The sequence below is a fragment of the Tenacibaculum singaporense genome, assembly GCF_003867015.1.
Taxonomy (GTDB): Bacteria; Bacteroidota; Bacteroidia; order Flavobacteriales; family Flavobacteriaceae; genus Polaribacter; species Polaribacter singaporensis.
Map to the genome: position 1 here is coordinate 299250 of NZ_CP032548.1, position 16298 is coordinate 315547.

General features: G+C 32.6%; 13 protein-coding genes. 10 read left to right on the forward strand and 3 right to left on the reverse strand.

The window, feature by feature from the left end; translation table 11 throughout:
* Positions 1–74: 74 nt before the first annotated feature.
* From D6T69_RS01350 to mscL, 3 genes are read left to right on the forward strand one after another with little or no spacing between them, the layout of a single operon-like run.
* The gene (locus D6T69_RS01350) at positions 75–689 is read left to right on the forward strand and encodes a thymidine kinase (protein ID WP_125066095.1); all 615 of its coding nucleotides are present in this window, start codon (positions 75–77) and stop codon (positions 687–689) included.
* Entirely contained in the window at positions 682–1785 is a 1104-nt protein-coding gene (alr, locus tag D6T69_RS01355) for an alanine racemase (protein ID WP_125066096.1), read from the forward strand. The genes D6T69_RS01350 and alr overlap by 8 nt, the downstream gene beginning before the upstream one ends.
* A gap of 51 nt (positions 1786–1836) precedes the next feature.
* Positions 1837–2238, forward strand: coding sequence for a large-conductance mechanosensitive channel protein MscL (gene mscL, locus D6T69_RS01360; protein WP_125069126.1), 402 nt, complete (start codon positions 1837–1839; stop codon positions 2236–2238).
* Positions 2239–2303: 65 nt separating this feature from the next.
* Here mscL and D6T69_RS01365 read toward each other — a convergent pair whose 3' ends face one another.
* A complete protein-coding gene (locus D6T69_RS01365) occupies positions 2304–2894 on the reverse strand; it encodes a carboxymuconolactone decarboxylase family protein (protein ID WP_125066097.1) in 591 nt (196 codons plus the stop codon).
* Positions 2895–3013: 119 nt separating this feature from the next.
* Here D6T69_RS01365 and D6T69_RS01370 point away from each other — a divergent pair, with 119 nt between their 5' ends.
* The 3 genes from D6T69_RS01370 to D6T69_RS01380 all read left to right on the forward strand — a co-directional run bounded on the left by D6T69_RS01370 (position 3014) and on the right by D6T69_RS01380 (position 5565).
* Positions 3014–3439, forward strand: a complete 426-nt coding sequence (locus tag D6T69_RS01370; RefSeq protein ID WP_028891787.1) for an OsmC family protein — start codon at positions 3014–3016, stop codon at positions 3437–3439.
* 21 nt (positions 3440–3460) lie between these two features.
* Positions 3461–5146: a single-stranded-DNA-specific exonuclease RecJ gene (gene recJ / locus D6T69_RS01375; RefSeq protein ID WP_125066098.1), complete on the forward strand. Its 1686-nt coding sequence runs from the start codon at positions 3461–3463 to the stop codon at positions 5144–5146.
* A gap of 74 nt (positions 5147–5220) precedes the next feature.
* Complete coding sequence (locus tag D6T69_RS01380) at positions 5221–5565, forward strand: hypothetical protein (protein WP_125066099.1); 345 nt, start codon at positions 5221–5223, stop codon at positions 5563–5565.
* Positions 5566–5597: 32 nt separating this feature from the next.
* Here D6T69_RS01380 and D6T69_RS01385 read toward each other — a convergent pair whose 3' ends face one another.
* Complete coding sequence (locus tag D6T69_RS01385) at positions 5598–6650, reverse strand: endonuclease/exonuclease/phosphatase family protein (protein WP_125066100.1); 1053 nt, start codon at positions 6648–6650, stop codon at positions 5598–5600.
* A 187-nt stretch (positions 6651–6837) separates the two neighbouring features.
* Between D6T69_RS01385 and D6T69_RS01390 the strand changes: the two genes are divergently transcribed.
* Both D6T69_RS01390 and D6T69_RS01395 read left to right on the forward strand, forming a co-directional pair.
* Positions 6838–9597 (forward strand): carboxypeptidase-like regulatory domain-containing protein, encoded by a 2760-nt coding sequence (locus D6T69_RS01390; protein WP_125066101.1) that lies wholly within the window; start codon positions 6838–6840, stop codon positions 9595–9597.
* Between the two features lie 12 nt (positions 9598–9609).
* Complete coding sequence (locus D6T69_RS01395) at positions 9610–11583, forward strand: DUF5689 domain-containing protein (protein ID WP_125066102.1); 1974 nt, start codon at positions 9610–9612, stop codon at positions 11581–11583.
* Positions 11584–11652: 69 nt separating this feature from the next.
* On the opposite strand, the gene D6T69_RS01400 is transcribed toward D6T69_RS01395, so the two are convergent.
* Positions 11653–13734 (reverse strand): M20/M25/M40 family metallo-hydrolase, encoded by a 2082-nt coding sequence (locus D6T69_RS01400; RefSeq protein ID WP_125066103.1) that lies wholly within the window; start codon positions 13732–13734, stop codon positions 11653–11655.
* A 195-nt stretch (positions 13735–13929) separates the two neighbouring features.
* On the opposite strand from D6T69_RS01400, the gene D6T69_RS01405 reads away from it, so the two are divergent.
* The gene (locus D6T69_RS01405; RefSeq protein ID WP_125066104.1) at positions 13930–14814 is read left to right on the forward strand and encodes a metallophosphoesterase; all 885 of its coding nucleotides are present in this window, start codon (positions 13930–13932) and stop codon (positions 14812–14814) included.
* A 267-nt stretch (positions 14815–15081) separates the two neighbouring features.
* Positions 15082–16284, forward strand: a complete 1203-nt coding sequence (locus tag D6T69_RS01410) for a porin (protein WP_125066105.1) — start codon at positions 15082–15084, stop codon at positions 16282–16284.
* Positions 16285–16298: the final 14 nt, after the last annotated feature.

Genomic DNA, 16298 nt, shown 5'->3' on the forward strand with positions numbered 1-16298 from the left:
TGTTAAATTTTAATAAATTTGTTCCTCATTCGAAAGTAATACAAAAATCAATAATTAGAGCTTAAAATTACAAAATGTTTCTTGAAAATACAGTAAATCATACAGAACAATTTGGTTGGATTGAGGTAATTTGTGGCTCAATGTTTTCGGGGAAAACCGAAGAACTAATTCGTAGACTTAAACGTGCTCAGTTTGCTAAACAACGTGTTGAAATTTTTAAACCTGCAGTTGATACAAGATACGATGACGAGGAAGTAGTTTCTCACAATAAAAACAGTATTCGTTCTACACCTGTTCCTGCATCTTCTAATATTAGATTATTAGCTAATGATGTTGATGTTGTTGGAATAGACGAAGCCCAATTTTTTGACGACGAAATTGTAGCTGTTTGTAACGACTTAGCGAATAGAGGGGTTCGTGTTATTGTTGCTGGTTTAGACATGGATTTTAAAGGCAAACCTTTTGGACCAATGCCTGCGTTAATGGCTACTGCAGAATATGTTACTAAAGTACACGCCGTATGTACTCGTACAGGGAATTTAGCCCACTATAGTTACAGAAAAGCTCAAAGTGATGACTTAGTTTTTTTGGGAGAAACTCAAGAGTATGAACCACTAAGTAGAGCTGCTTATTACAAAGCTATGAAAGAACACGAAACACACAATAAAAAAGAAAGTAATAATGAATAACAATCACGTTACCGTATTAGAAATTGATGCTAAAGCTGTATTACACAACTTAGCTTATTTTAAACAAAAGCTACAGCCTACAACAAAAATATTAGTTGTTGTTAAAGCTTTTGGTTACGGAAGTGAGTCGACAGAAATTGCCAAAATTGTGCAAGACCATGTTGATTATTTTGCTGTTGCTTATTCTAATGAAGGAATAGCTTTACGTGAAGCAGGAATTACAACCCCTATTTTGGTTCTAAATCCTCAAATTCAAAATTTAAAAGATATTGTTAAGTATCGTTTAGAGCCCAACTTATACAGTTTTAAAATTTTTGATGCTTTTTTAAAACTTGCTGACGAAGAGCCTTTGATGAATTATCCTATTCATTTAAAATTTAACACAGGATTAAATAGAGTAGGTTTTTGGCATACTGATGTTCCTACTATTGTAGCAGAGCTAAAAAAATCAAACAATGTGAAAGTTGAATCAATGTTTTCTCATTTGGCTGCTAGTGAAGATTTAAACGAACAAGAGTTCACTACAGGTCAAATAAACAACTTTGCTTATATAGTAAAACAAGTTTATGAGCACTTAGGATACCAACCTATGATACATATTTTAAATACATCTGGTATTATCAATTATCCGCAAGCTCAATTTGATATGGTTCGCCTAGGCATAGGCTTATATGGTTTTGGAAATGATGAACAAGAAACTACACAACTTAAAAATACGCATACGCTTAAATCTATAATTTCTCAGATTAATATAGTTCAACCAGGTGAAACAGTTGGATACAATAGAGCTTTTGTTGCTAGTCAACCTACAAGAAGTGCTACCATTCCTATAGGACATGCAGATGGTATATCAAGAAAACTAGGAAATAAAAATGGATTTGTCTTCATTAATAATCAACCAGCTCCTATCATTGGAAATGTCTGTATGGATATGATAATGGTTGATGTTACTAAAATTGATTGTAATGAAGGTGACGAGGTTATTATTTTCAACCATCAACAACACGTAGAATATATGGCTCATAAATGTGAAACTATTTCATATGAAATACTTACTGCCTTATCTCAACGCATCAAAAGATTGGTAAAACACTAATTTTTTTATACTTTTCAATTCAATTAACTATTAAAATTCAAAAATATGGGAATGCTCAAAGAGTTTAAAGACTTTGCAATGAAAGGAAATTTAGTGGACATTGCAGTAGGTTTTGTAATGGGTGCTGCTTTCAAACAAGTGGTGACCTCTTTCACTGGAGGAATTGTTTCTCCTTTAATTGGACTTATTTTCAAAGCCGACTTTAAGGACGTAAAATATATAATTAAAGAAGGTGTTGCTGATGAAGCAGGTAAAGTAACAGGAGAAGTTGCTGTTATGTACGGTGAGTTTTTAACCAATGTTATTGATTTTATCATCGTAGCTTTTGTAATGTTTATGGTAGTAAAAGCAGTAAATGCAATGAAGAAAAAAGAAGAAGCTGCTCCAGAGGCTCCAAAAGGACCTAGTCAAGAAGAATTATTAGCAGAAATCAGAGATTTACTTAAAAAATAACTCTCATAAATATTTAATTAAAAAAGCTCGCAATTGCGAGCTTTTTTAATTTTGATAATCCTACTTTACACATGCTTTCCTTTCTCCCAACCATGTTTTCCTAAATATTGCTCACCACTTTCAACCGCTCCATCTTCAATACTTGTTCCCATAGAATCATTCCAACGATTTAAATACCCGAAAAGAGAAATCACACCTAACATTTCAACTATTTCACCTTCATCCCAATATTTATACAATTCTTCTTTTATCTTTTCATCTACCATATTTGGAACCATAGAAGCTGCCAATGAAAAATCTAACGCAGCGCGTTCAGCATCAGAAAATGCTGGGTGGGTTTTATACTCCCAAATATTATCCAATTGTTCTTGTTCAGCTCCATAACGCTCCGCTGCACGAATTGCATGAGCTTGACAATAACGACAACCAGTAGCATTGCTACTTACCCAAGCAATCATCCGTTTTAAAGCAGAAGTTACGCGACCGTGATTAGCCATTACTGCTTTATTTAAATTGATAAATGCTTTGGAAATTTCTGGTCGTCGTTGCATGGTTAACACTGAATTCGGACAAAAACCTAAGGTTTCATTATAAAAATCAGATAATTTTTTAGTTTCCGCATCATGATTCGGATCTAAAGGAGTTACTAAAGGCATAGATTTATTTTTTAAGTTTTTAATACTAACTTTTTGCTGTAAGTTTGTGTTACTATTTAAATAATTAAGTCGAAACACACAGAGACTTACTTACGCAATAAACAAAAAATTATCAAGATATGGCAACAAACACAGTTACAACGGTTTGGAAAGAAAACATGCAATTTGAAAGTGACAACCCTAGTGGACACCCAATAGTAATTGACACTTCTGAAGAGCATGGAGGAAATAATACTGGATTACGACCTAAAGCTATGATGCTTTCATCGTTAGCAGGTTGTTCTGGTTTAGATATCGTACCTATGCTAGAAAAAATGCGTGTAAAAATTGATGATTTTAAAATTGTTGTTACTGGTGAATTAACTGAAGAGCACCCAAAATATTATCATAAAGTTTTAGTGGATTATCATTTTTACGGTAGTGATTTAGACGAAAAAAAAATTAACAAAGCAGTAGATTTATCGATAGAAAAATACTGTGGTGTTATGGAAATGTTTAGAAAATTTGCTGATGTAACTACTGCTATTCACTTACATAATAACTAATCTATTTTCGATAAAATTGCTATGCGCTGGACATTAAAACCGCAACCAGACACCTCTAAAGTAAAACAGTTAGCCAAAGAATTATCTATCGATACAACCTTGGCTAGAATCTTAGTACAACGTGGGATAGAAACCTTTGATGAAGCTAAACATTTCTTTCGCCCATCACTCAGCGATTTACATGATCCCTTTTTAATGAAGGATATGGAGCTTGCAGTACAACGTATAGAAACTGCTATTACTAATAACGAAAATATCTTAGTTTTTGGTGATTATGATGTTGACGGAACTACCGCTGTTTCTTTGCTATCTTCTTACCTAAAAACAATTCATCCTAATATTGCAACCTACATTCCTGATCGTTATGAAGAAGGCTATGGAGTTTCTTTTCAAGGAATTGATTTTGCTGAAGACAATGGATTTTCTCTCATCATAGCTTTAGACTGCGGTATTAAAGCTATTGATAAAGTAGATTATGCTACTAAAAAAGGAATTGATTTTATTATTTGCGATCACCACAAACCTGGAAATGAAATTCCTAAAGCAGTTGCTGTTTTAAATCCTAAGCAAATAGATTGTAACTATCCATATGATGAACTGTGTGGCTGTGGTGTTGGTTTTAAATTGATTCAAGCATTAGCTTCAAAAAGAAATCAAACGATAGAAGACCTAATTCCATATTTAGATTTAGTGGCAACTGCAATTGCAGCTGATATTGTTCCAATGACTGGTGAAAATAGAGTTCTAGCTTATCATGGACTACAAGTCATTAATTCACAACCCAGAAATGGTATTAAAGCTATCATTCATCAGTTGCAAAAAAAAGAACTTACCATTACAGACGTAGTTTTTATCATTGCTCCACGTATAAATGCCGCTGGACGTATGAAACATGGAAACTATGCTGTCGAATTATTAACCGAAATGGGTTTTGACTCAGCAGTTGAATTTGCTTCTGCTATTGAAAAATTCAATTCCGATAGAAAAGAGCTAGATAGAGCAATTACACAAGAAGCTTTATTACAAATTGAAAACAACAACGAGCAAGAAAATTACACCACAGTTGTCTTTGATGAAAGCTGGCACAAAGGGGTAATAGGTATTGTAGCTTCTCGTTTAACAGAAACTTACTACAGACCTACCTTGGTTTTTACTAAAAGTGGTGAAAAATTGGCCGCCTCAGCTCGTTCAGTAAAAGGATTTGATGTATATAATGCTTTAGAACAATGCTCAGAGTTTATTGAACAATTTGGCGGACATAAATATGCAGCGGGTTTAACCTTGTTACCTGAGCAATATCAAAATTTTAAAAATAAATTTGAAGAAGTAGTTAAAACTACTATTGATAAAAATTTATTAACTCCGGAAATTACTATTGATGCTGAGATTGACTTATCAGAAATCACTCCTAAGTTTTTCCGTATTATTCAACAAATGGCTCCTTTTGGTCCACAAAATATGAAACCTGTTTTTACCACAACTGCTGTAAGAGATAATGGCTATGGAAAGCAAGTTGGTGCCGACAATAGTCATTTAAAGTTAAATATTATTTACGGCTCAGATCAAAAAACATACAATGCGATTGGGTTTGGTTTGGGAGATAAAATAACTTCAGCGCAAAACGATTTTGATATTGCCTATACCTTAGATGAAAATACTTGGAATGGATACACTTCTATTCAACTAATGTTAAAAGATTTAAAGTAGTAAAAGCCCCTTTGTTTTTTATTTAGAATAATTCCAAATAAACTCATATATTTGTTATCGAAATAAATATAGTTATGGACGGAATTACTAAAATATACGACAACAACATAGGTATTTCTTTTCATTGGAAAGAAAACGACTCAAACTTAGTTCAATTAATTTTTAGGGATACGGGTTTTCATTTGACTGAGCAAGAAATAGAATTATTTTTAGACAAAGTAACTGACTCTAAACTTCAAAAAAATTGTGCTACTTGTAGTAAGGGTAAAGATTGTAGATCTATTCTACTTCAAACTCCCTCAAATAAAGTAAGTATGGCAGTATCATCAATTGAATTATGGCAAATAGACGACCTTTTAAAAGGCACTTTATTTCAACTAAGAATGAATAATTACCTAAATAATATATGTAAAAATTAAAAAGGCTTGCAAAATTTGCAAGCCTTTTTAATTTATTTATCTTCTTTAATCAAGTACATATATACTGGATAATGATCACTGTAACCTCCCGTATATTTCCCATAAGAAAAACTCCTAAAAGGATACCCTTTATAACGTCCACTCTTTTGGGTTAAAAAACGCTTATTAAAGATTCCTGATTTAAACATTTTATAGGTTGAAAAATCTTTTTTCCCTTTATCCAATAAAGGAGAAGTAAACATAATTTGATCAAATAAATTAATATTATCTCTGTATCCTAATGTATTAAATCCACGACGGAACATATCTTCATAAGGATTATAAATATCTCCTTCTTTTACGTTTTTCTTCTTACTCTTCGTTTGTAAAACAGTTTTAAAGCTAGAATTGATAGGATCATCGTTAAAATCTCCCATAATTAACACTTTTGGATTTGGATCGTTTTCTTTAATTTTTTCTATAATCTGCTTTACTTTATAAGCAGCTTTTTCACGTAGAGGCCTGCTTTTAGCTTCTCCTCCTCTACGGGATGGCCAATGGTTAACAATAATATGTACTAACTCATCATCTAGGTATCCAGAAACTAATAAAATATCACGTGTATAAATCTTTTTATTTTCAGCATAGATATTCGGGTTGAATGCCTCAAAATGAATCGGTTTAAAATAACGAGGCTGATATAATAATCCTACATCAATCCCTCTTTTATCAGGAGAATCAAAATGGATAATACTGTAACGCTTCTTTTTTAACCTTTCTGACGCTACTAAATCTTCTAAAACTTTCTTATTCTCAACTTCAGCTACTCCCAAAATTGCCGGACTTGTCTTAGCTTTTTCAGCTCCTAATTGAGAAATAACTTCTCCCAATTTATCTATTTTATCTAAATAAACCTCCTCTTTGTCTCCTTTCATTTCCATGATAGGACTTGCCTCATCATTCTTTTCAGGGTCATTCTTAGTATCAAAAAGATTTTCCAAGTTATAAAAACCTACAGTTCTTATTTTATATTTTTTTGCCTCTTGCTGTGCATGCGAGGAAAAAACACCAAGAGTTAAAACTAAAAGTAAAGCTATATTTCTCATTTAATAAATTTTACGCGACAAAAGTAAAAACAATTTTCAAGCCAAAACCTATAATTCACATAAAACCGAGATTAATAACTTTAACTTAATATTAACATAACTATAATTTTCGTAATTTTGCCTCCCTTTTGCTGAATTTTACAGCTATGGGAGTTAATATATTCAAATATTTTATAAACAATCATTTATGAGAAATTTTACGATAACAATGTTATTGCTTTTTTCAGGTTTATTTGGCTTGAATGCGCAGAATATTGTAAAGGGGATCGTAATAAACGGCGATTCTGAAAATCCTATGCAAGGTGTTTCTGTAAGTGTAAAAGAAGCTAACATCTCTGGTACTACAGATGCTAGTGGGGCTTTTGCACTAAATGGTTTACCAAACGGAAGACAAATTGTAACGGTATCATTAAACGGGTATGAAACCCAAAACTTTCCAGTTGAACTATCTGGAAAAACAGTAGATTTAGGTACAATCTTTATGTATGAAGATTTGTCTGAAGATCAAGATTTAAGCACCATCACTATCACAGATGATGAATTAAATGATGACACAAGTGCTGCTGATAATATTTCTGGTTTACTACAAGCTTCCAGAGATGTATATTTACGTACTGCTGCTTTTGAATGGAGTGGTTCATTCTACAGAGTACGTGGTTTAGATTCTGAAAACGGTAAAGTTTTGATTAATGGAATTGAAATGAACAAACTATACAACGGAAGACCTCAATGGAGTAACTGGGGAGGTTTAAACGATGTATTGCGTAACCAAGAATTTAGTAATGGACTAACTCCTTCAAACTATGCTTTTGGTGGTGTTTTAGGTTCTACAAATATTAACACAAGAGCTTCTGAATATAGTGAAGGTGGACGTATTTCTTATGCTTCTTCTAATAGAAGTTACAACCACCGTCTAATGGCAACATACTCTTCTGGTTTATTAGCTAACGGATGGGCTATAACAGTTTCTGGTAGTAGAAGAGCTGGTAATGAAGGATACGTAGATGGTACTTTTTATGATGCTAACTCCATCTTTTTATCACTTGAAAAGCAAATTAATGATGCTCACAGCTTAAACTTAACTGTGATTGCTGCTGAAAACGAAAGAGGAAAATCTTCACCAAATACTCAAGAGGTTTTTGATATTAAAGGAATTCGTTATAACTCTTACTGGGGAAATCAAAAAGGAAAAATGAGAAACTCAAGAGTTAAGAGATTATATGAACCTATTGTTATGTTAAACCACTATTGGGACCTTTCTGAAAACACTACATTAAACACTAATATTGGTTTTCAGTTTGGAGAAATAGGTAATAGCCGTTTAGATTATAACGGTGCTAACAATCCTGACCCTACGTATTACAGAAAGTTACCAAGCTGGTATTTATCAGACCCAAATGGACCAGATTATGAAAATGCATACAAATCATTAACTGGTTTCCAAAATGATGGACAAATTGATTGGGATGAATTGTATATTGGAAACGAAGGAAGTCCAGAAAATGCTCGTGTAATTTTATATGAAGATAGAAACGATGATCAGCAATTAACAGCTAATATGATTTTATCTTCAGAATTAAATGAAAATATTACACTAACAGCAAGTGGCGAGTATAGAAAGTTAAAGTCTGAAAACTTTGCTTCTCCAATAGATATGCTTGGAGCTACAGGTTATTTGGATGTGAATACTTTTGGTGATAATTTTGATCAACAACAAAGTAACCTTTTAACTCCTAATAGAACAATTGGATTAGGAGATCGCTTTAAATACAACTATATCTTCAATTCTGAAGTATATGGCGGTTTTGCTCAGTTACAATTCAAATACAACAAAGTTGATTTTTATATAGCAGGACAAGCGAATAATACTACACACCAAAGAGAAGGTTTATTCCAAAACGGATACTTTCCAACTAACTCTTACGGAAAATCAGATAAGTTAGATTTCTTTAACTACGGAGCTAAAGGAGGGTTAACCTATAAAATATCTGGTCGTCACTTAATTGATGTAAACGGAGGTTATATTACAAAAGCACCATCTTTACGTAACTCTTTTGCCAATTCAAGAGCTAACAATGTTACAGTTGCTGATGTTGCTGAATTGAATAGTGAAAAAATATTATCTGGAGATGTTAGCTATGTTTTCAGAAGCCCTTTAATCACTTCAAGAGTTACAGGTTACTACACAGACATTAAAGATGCTACTGAAATTTCTTTCTTCTTTGCTGATGGTATTGGAGGAGACACTTCAGCTTTTATCCAAGAAATATTAACTGGTATTGATAAAAGACACTTTGGTGTTGAATTTGGTATTGAAGCACAAGTTACTCCTACGATTAAATTAAAGGGAGCGGCAAACGTTGGTCAATATACTTACAACAACAACCCAAATTTGGTTATTACAACAGAAAATGCTTCTACACCTGGTTTTATTAATGGTAAAAGAGATATGGGACCTGCTTCTCTTAAAGATTATAAACTTGCTGCTGGACCTCATAAGGCTTACTCTTTTGGTTTTGAATATAGAGACCCAGATTATTGGTTTGTTAGTGTTACAGCAAACCATATGGATGAAGCTTATGTAGATGTTTCTCCTATTAGAAGAACTGCTAATTTTATAAGTGATGCAGACGGAGCTGCTTTTGCAGATTACGACCCAGTGTTAGCTAGACAATTATTAACTCAAGAGCAATTTGATGATTATATGGTTGTAAATGCCATCGGAGGGAAATCATGGAAAGTAGGCGATGGTAAATACATTGGTTTATTTGCTAGTGTTAGTAACTTATTCAACGAAGAATATAAAACAGGTGGTTTCGAGCAAGGAAGAAATGCAAATTATCACCAATTACGCGACGATAATACTAACGGGACACCAACCTTTGGAAATAAATACTGGTACGGTAGAGGTACTACTTATTTCTTAAACTTAAATTATAGATTCTAAAAAACACTCAAAATGAAAAAAATAAATTTATACAAGATTTTTGCAATACTTTTTATTGCAATCTCTGCTTCATGTGTTGACAATAATGATTTTGAATTACCAACTATTGGACCAGACAAACAGTACGAGAACTTAAAGTCTTTAGACGAAATTATAGCACAATACAATGGTGATCCTGTAGAGTTTGTAGAGGATGTTACTGTGTATGGTTATGTAGTTTCTGATGACAGAGAAGGGAACTTTTTTAAATCAATCATTATTCAAGATAAACCAGAAAACCCAACTGTTGGTTTAGAAGTAAGAATAGATGATACTAATTTAGGTGCTCGTTATAATGTAGGTAGAAAAATATACATTAAATTAAAAGGACTTGCTTTAAGTAAATACTTCGCATCTTTTCAAATAGGTGTTTTAAATGGAAATAGTACGGATAGAATTGACGCAAACGATTATATCGACTTTATTGATAGATCTTCTGAAATTGCTGAAATAGTACCAACCAACTTAACAATTGGTGAATTAACTGATGACCACATTAATACTTTAGTTAAAATAGAAGGGCTACAGTCTGAAGAAAAAGGGTTAACCTATGCTGACCCAGATCCTGATAATACTTTTTCAGTAAACAGGTACTTTACAAGTTGTGAAACTTTTGAATCTATTATCATGAGAACAAGCGGTTTTGCTACTTTTAAATCTTACCCTATCCCTGATAAAAAAGGAAGTGTTACTGCTATTTTAAATAAATTTAGAAGTGATTACCAGTTATTCATAAGAGATACTAATGACGTTAACTTTACTGAAGAATACGGTTGTAACAACAACCCTACTGAAGCTTCTTTAGCAGAAGTTAAGGCTTTATATACTGGTAGTGAAACTACAGTAACTCAAAACTTAAAATTAAAGCTTGTAATTACTTCAGACCTTTCTACAGATAACATTTCAAATCAAAATGCTTTTGCTCAAGATGCAACAGCTGGTATTGCTTTACGTTTTAGTGATGCTTACGATTTAAAGTTAGGAGACGAAATAGAAATCGCTGTTGGAGGGGCTAAATTAAGTGAGTATAATGGCTTATTACAATTAAATGTTTCTCCATCTAATATTCTTAGTACAACAGCTGGAACATTACCTACTCCTGAAATAATTACCATAGCACAGGCTTTAACAGGAGACTACCAAGGAAAGTTAGTACAAATTGAAGGTGTACAGTTCAAAGACAACACTAAAAATTATGACGGTAGTAATCAGATAATTTCTGAATGTGACGGAGATGAATTAACAACATATGTTAGACCTCAAGCTACATTTGCTAACAACCCTGTGAGTGACAAAAGAGGAACTATTACAGGAGTAATGTCTGACTTTAATGGAGTTCAAATCTATTTAAGAAATGAAAGCGATGTAAACTTTACAGAAGACTATACTACTTGTGGTGGAGGTGGTAGTGGTACTACCAATACTATTTTCTTTTCAGAATTAGCAGACCCTAACAATAATGCTAATGCTAGGTTTATAGAGTTATATAATTCTGGAACTGATGCCATAGATTTAACAGGATGGATAATTAGAAGATATACTAATGATGCTACTTCATCAACATCTTCAATTGACTTATCTGGTCAAACTATTGCTGCTGGAAGTACTTTTGTGATTGCAAAAAATGCTACAGAATTTTCAAGTGTATATGGTGTTACTGCTGACATGGAGTCTACTTCTGCAGCAGCAGATTCTAACGGAGATGATCAATTAGAGCTAGTAGATCCAAGCGGAACTGTAATTGATATTTTCGGAATTATTGGAGAAGATGGATCAGGAACAAATCACGAATTTGAAGATGGTAGAGCTAATCGTAAAGCTTCAGTAACACAAGGAAACCCAACATATACATTCTCAGAATGGGATATATGGAATGACACTGGTGCAGCTGGTACAACTAACGCTCCTCAAGATGCTCCAGGAGCATTCACACCTAAAGTAAGATAAATTATCTTTCAATAAAAACTCAAAAGCCCAAGGTTTAAACCTTGGGCTTTTTTTATTTTCTTTTTAAAATTACTTTTTAACTAATTGTTTAGTATACATTTTTCCTGTGTCTTCTAAAGACACAAAATAAATTCCTGCTGATAATTTTGAAACATCTATATTACTATTTCTAGAGCTCATTTTTACTTTTGTAAGCAACCTTCCGTTAGCATTATAAATAGCAACTTCTTTATTTTTCCACAACTCATTATTTACTTGTAAAACTATAGAATTTCCTTCGATAGGGTTAGGTGAAAAGACAATTACATCTTTATCATTTACTAAAACTTGCCTTACATTTAAATTATCGGTTTTAGCACTACCACAGTTTCCAATATTATTCCATCCACTTGAAGTTCTCTCATACAAAACATTAAAATAAACAACCTTATCACCAACCTGATAGTTTTGGGAAGAATCATATTGAGGTACCCCATCACAAATATTTGTACTCGTTCCTCCATCTCCTTCTATAATATTTATAGTATAATCTTCAACCTCACCATAATCAAACGAACCACAAGAAGAAGGAGTATTATTGTATCGCATAGACACTCTTATTCTTGTGACACCTAATTTTGCAGTAGTAGGTACAGTAAAGCTTCCATTAACTGAATTATCAGTAGAAGCACTTTTAACCCACACTTGCTCTCCGTTATCTTCAAAATCAGAATCCTGATTATAATCAATCCAAACAGTATATCCTTCTTTATAAACTGTACCTGTCCATTTTGGAGTAACGGTAATTGTGTTGGAACTCCCTTGTTCTAAATCAGTAGAAATACTAGTAAAATCTTGATATCCATTTGTAGCTCCTGAATTATTATTAATTGACCCAAGTGTTACATTCTGAATATATTCATCATTTACATTATTTCCTTTTGATTCACAATACGTTGGTACACTAACGCTTCCTTTACTTTTGGCTACCTCAATTAAATACTCTAAACCAAGTTTGGCAAACTTTGCCGCATGCGTGGCGTTGGCAGTTGGAAACCTACTAGATGTATCGTTCACTGTATGAATATAAGGACTTGAACCATTAAAAGAAGCCTCAAAAGGAAAAGCAGCATCATATCCTTGTTGTGCCCAACTATAATGATCTGAACAACCGTAATTACATCGTGTATAATCGTAAGTAAATTGATGACTTCCTGAAGCATTGTAATGATCCATAAGGCTAGCTAAAAAAGCATTAAGGGTACTGCTATTATAACTATCATCAGAAATATAAACATCTTTTAGTGATCCTTTATAATTTGTCATATCAAACTGTACATAAGATAAAACATTAACGTTTCTATTCTTATAATCCTGAGCAATTTCTTTTGAACCTCTTAAACCAACTTCTTCGGCAGCAAACGCCATAAACTCTATAGTTCTTTTTGGTTCAAAATTCATTTCAAAAAGTACTCTTGCCATTTCAGTAATTGTAGCAATACCAGAAGCATTATCATCAGCACCAGGAGCATTCGTTTCTCTTTCTGGACTAACAGAATCAATATGTCCCCCTATAATTACATATTCATTAGGAAGATCGCTTCCTTGAATTGTCATAATCACTGAAGGCATTGTAGTACTACTGTGATTAACTATTCTAACACTAACATCAGATCTACCATTAGCCATTGTTTCCCATTTTTGCTTCAAATCTTGAACAGCTTGCGTTGCCTTTTGAGTTGTATGATATCTAGTACCATAATTTTCAAGCTCTACAATATGATTAGCAATATTTGTATTATTCACCAAACCTATACTTTGATTTACAAGTTGATCTTCACTAATAGTATATGATGCTCTCTGCTGATAAGCTTTTTTACTTTGAAGCTTCTGAATAGTTTGTAATGCTTCTTTTTCAGAAGATTCATAAATAAACCCCGGGCCATGAGTTAAAATCATATGATGCAATTTTTCAGCTGCATGATGACTTAACTTTACAGCACTAAAGCCATTTGTGGAGGAAAGAATCTTAATATCGGTAGGAGCTACTTTTTGAAGTTTTAGGGCGTCTTTAGTTTCAATAGTACCGTAAAACATTTTTTCTTGGCTGTAAGCATTAGAAAAACTAAGGCACAGCAATAGTAACGAAAGTAATAAATACTTTTTTTTCATTTTTGAAGGGTATTAATGTTAATTATAAATTTTCTGTAAGTTATTAAAAATTAACATTATAACATCAAAATATTTTAAACCTCCAATTTAATCCCTAATCAATTTTTAAAAATTTATTCGCTCTAACACTCAAGAATTTTGGTGGTATGTTTTATTTTTTTCGCATCTTTATATGAGCATAAACTTTCATTATTAATGTATTCAGAACATAGAATAACCAGAGCCTTTAAAAAAGCAAAAAAACTTCCTTTACATAAAGAATCTAAATACATTTTATTTTCTGATTGTCATAGGGGTGATAACAGTTTTGCTGATGATTTTGCTCGTAATAGAAAAATATACCACTATGCTTTATCTCAATATTTTCAAAAAGAATTTACCTATATAGAATTAGGAGATGGTGATGAGCTTTGGGAAAATAAGTTTGAAACTATTTTTAATGCTAATAAAGACATATACCTATTACTCCAAAAATTTCATCAAAAAAATAAATTACATTTTATCTGGGGAAACCATGATATGGATTACAAAAAACCTAAAAATGTAACAAAAAACCTAAGTACTTATTTTGATACTATTGATGGAGAAGAAAAAGAGTTAATGCCAAATGCTTCTTTTTCTGAAGCAATTAAACTAGTACAAAATAATGGTAAATCTATCCTCTTACTCCACGGCCATCAAGCAGATTGGTTTAATTATACTTTTTGGAGGTTTAGTAGATTTTTAGTTCGTGTTTTATGGCGACCATTACAAATACACGGAGTTAAAGACCCCACAAGTCCCGCTCAAAACTTTAAAGGATTAATAAGAGTAGAACGTCGTTTAGAAAAATGGATTAAAAATAACAACAACCAAATGATTATTACAGGGCATACACACCGTCCTAGGTTTCCATCAAAAAACGCACTTCCTCATTTTAATGATGGTAGTTGCGTACATCCAAGATGTATTACTGGTTTAGAAATTGAAAACAATGAAATCACTCTTATTAAATGGCATGTAGTAACTAACGAAGATGGCACCATGCAAATTACAAGAACTATTCTTGAAGGCCCCAAAAAAATAACTAACTATATTTAATCTCGTAACTTTTTGTTAACCCAAACCCTACACTGCATAACAGTTTATTAAATTACACTTAATACTGACGTTAAGAAAAGTGAATACTTTTGAGTCACCTCAACTTAGAGGTGTACAGTCATTATAAATTTATTAGTTTTTGTCGACTATTTATTTGACTTACTATAAACTGCCTTATTTTTAAGGCAGTTTTTTAATATTAGGTTAACACTAAGTTAACATAAGGGTTAGTTATTTGCCGCGACAAAAACTAATAAACAACATCTAATGAACTGTAAGACAATACTTACCTCAGTAAGTATGTTTGTATTACTTTACACGCATGCACAACAAACAAACGCACCAAAGTTTGGTAAAGGTATATTTAACCTAGTAGGAAAGGATAGTACTTGGTCTATGAATATGGGTGCTAGAATGCAATTTTTAGCAACAGCAGAATGGGATTCTAACAAAGATGGTTTATATAACCCAACATCTTCAATGTTAGTAAGAAGAGCTCGTTTAAAATTTAAAGGATTTGCTTTTTCCCCTAAATTAAAATATAAAATGGAGCTTGGACTATCTAATAGAGATATTAGTGGAGCTTCAGAACACACAGGAAATGCACCAAGATATATTTTAGATGCTGTTTTAAAATGGAATTTCCATCAAAACTTCGAGTTATGGTTTGGACAAACCAAACTACCAGGAAACCGTGAACGTGTTATTTCTTCAGCAAATATGCAATTAGTAGATCGTTCTTTATTGAATAAACGATTTAATATTGATAGAGATATGGGGATACAATTAAGGCATCATTTTAATTTATCTGATACATTTATCGTAAGAGAAGCTTTAGCTTTTTCACAAGGGGAAGGAAGAAACGTTACCGTAGGAAACCTTGGTGGACATCAATATACTGCTCATTTAGAGCTTTTGCCTTTTGGAAAATTTGAAGGTAAGGGAGATTATATAGGCGGGGATTTAAAGAGAGAACAAACACCTAAACTTGCTATTGGTATGAGTTATGACTTTAATAACAATGCCGTAAAAACTAGAAGTAACCAAGGTACTTATATGGTTAATGATGAAGGGTATTATCAGACAGACATTTCAACCTTTTTTATGGATGCAATGTTTAAATACAAAGGATTTTCTTTTATGGGAGAATATTCATATAGAGATGCAAAAGATCCTATTGCAAAAAACTCAGACGGAACTCTTACTGGAGAAATTGTACAAGTGGGAAGCGGTTTAAATCTTCAGTCAGGATATTTATTTGCTAAAAACTGGGAAGTATCTGGTCGTTTCACTAATATTTCTTTAGACAAAAACATTACAGGAAAAGGGACTGAAAATCAATACACAATAGGATTATCAAAGTACATTGTTGGTCATAAATTAAAAGTACAAACCGATATTAGCTACTTAGATATAGCAGCAGCTACAAATCAATTAATGTATAGATTACAGGTAGATATCCACCTTTAAATGATAACATAAAC

Bases quoted from the DNA above. Each gene is read 5' to 3' on its own strand.
- D6T69_RS01370 (WP_028891787.1), top strand. From the start codon at position 3,014: ATGGCAACAAACACAGTTACAACGGTTTGGAAAGAAAACATGCAATTT.
- D6T69_RS01365 (WP_125066097.1), bottom strand. From the start codon at position 2,894: ATGCCTTTAGTAACTCCTTTAGATCCGAATCATGATGCGGAAACTAAA.
- recJ (WP_125066098.1), top strand. From the start codon at position 3,461: ATGCGCTGGACATTAAAACCGCAACCAGACACCTCTAAAGTAAAACAG.
- alr (WP_125066096.1), top strand. From the start codon at position 682: ATGAATAACAATCACGTTACCGTATTAGAAATTGATGCTAAAGCTGTA.
- D6T69_RS01385 (WP_125066100.1), bottom strand. From the start codon at position 6,650: ATGAGAAATATAGCTTTACTTTTAGTTTTAACTCTTGGTGTTTTTTCC.
- D6T69_RS01400 (WP_125066103.1), bottom strand. From the start codon at position 13,734: ATGAAAAAAAAGTATTTATTACTTTCGTTACTATTGCTGTGCCTTAGT.
- D6T69_RS01380 (WP_125066099.1), top strand. From the start codon at position 5,221: ATGGACGGAATTACTAAAATATACGACAACAACATAGGTATTTCTTTT.
- D6T69_RS01390 (WP_125066101.1), top strand. From the start codon at position 6,838: ATGAGAAATTTTACGATAACAATGTTATTGCTTTTTTCAGGTTTATTT.
- D6T69_RS01405 (WP_125066104.1), top strand. From the start codon at position 13,930: ATGTATTCAGAACATAGAATAACCAGAGCCTTTAAAAAAGCAAAAAAA.
- D6T69_RS01350 (WP_125066095.1), top strand. From the start codon at position 75: ATGTTTCTTGAAAATACAGTAAATCATACAGAACAATTTGGTTGGATT.
- D6T69_RS01395 (WP_125066102.1), top strand. From the start codon at position 9,610: ATGAAAAAAATAAATTTATACAAGATTTTTGCAATACTTTTTATTGCA.
- D6T69_RS01410 (WP_125066105.1), top strand. From the start codon at position 15,082: ATGAACTGTAAGACAATACTTACCTCAGTAAGTATGTTTGTATTACTT.
- mscL (WP_125069126.1), top strand. From the start codon at position 1,837: ATGCTCAAAGAGTTTAAAGACTTTGCAATGAAAGGAAATTTAGTGGAC.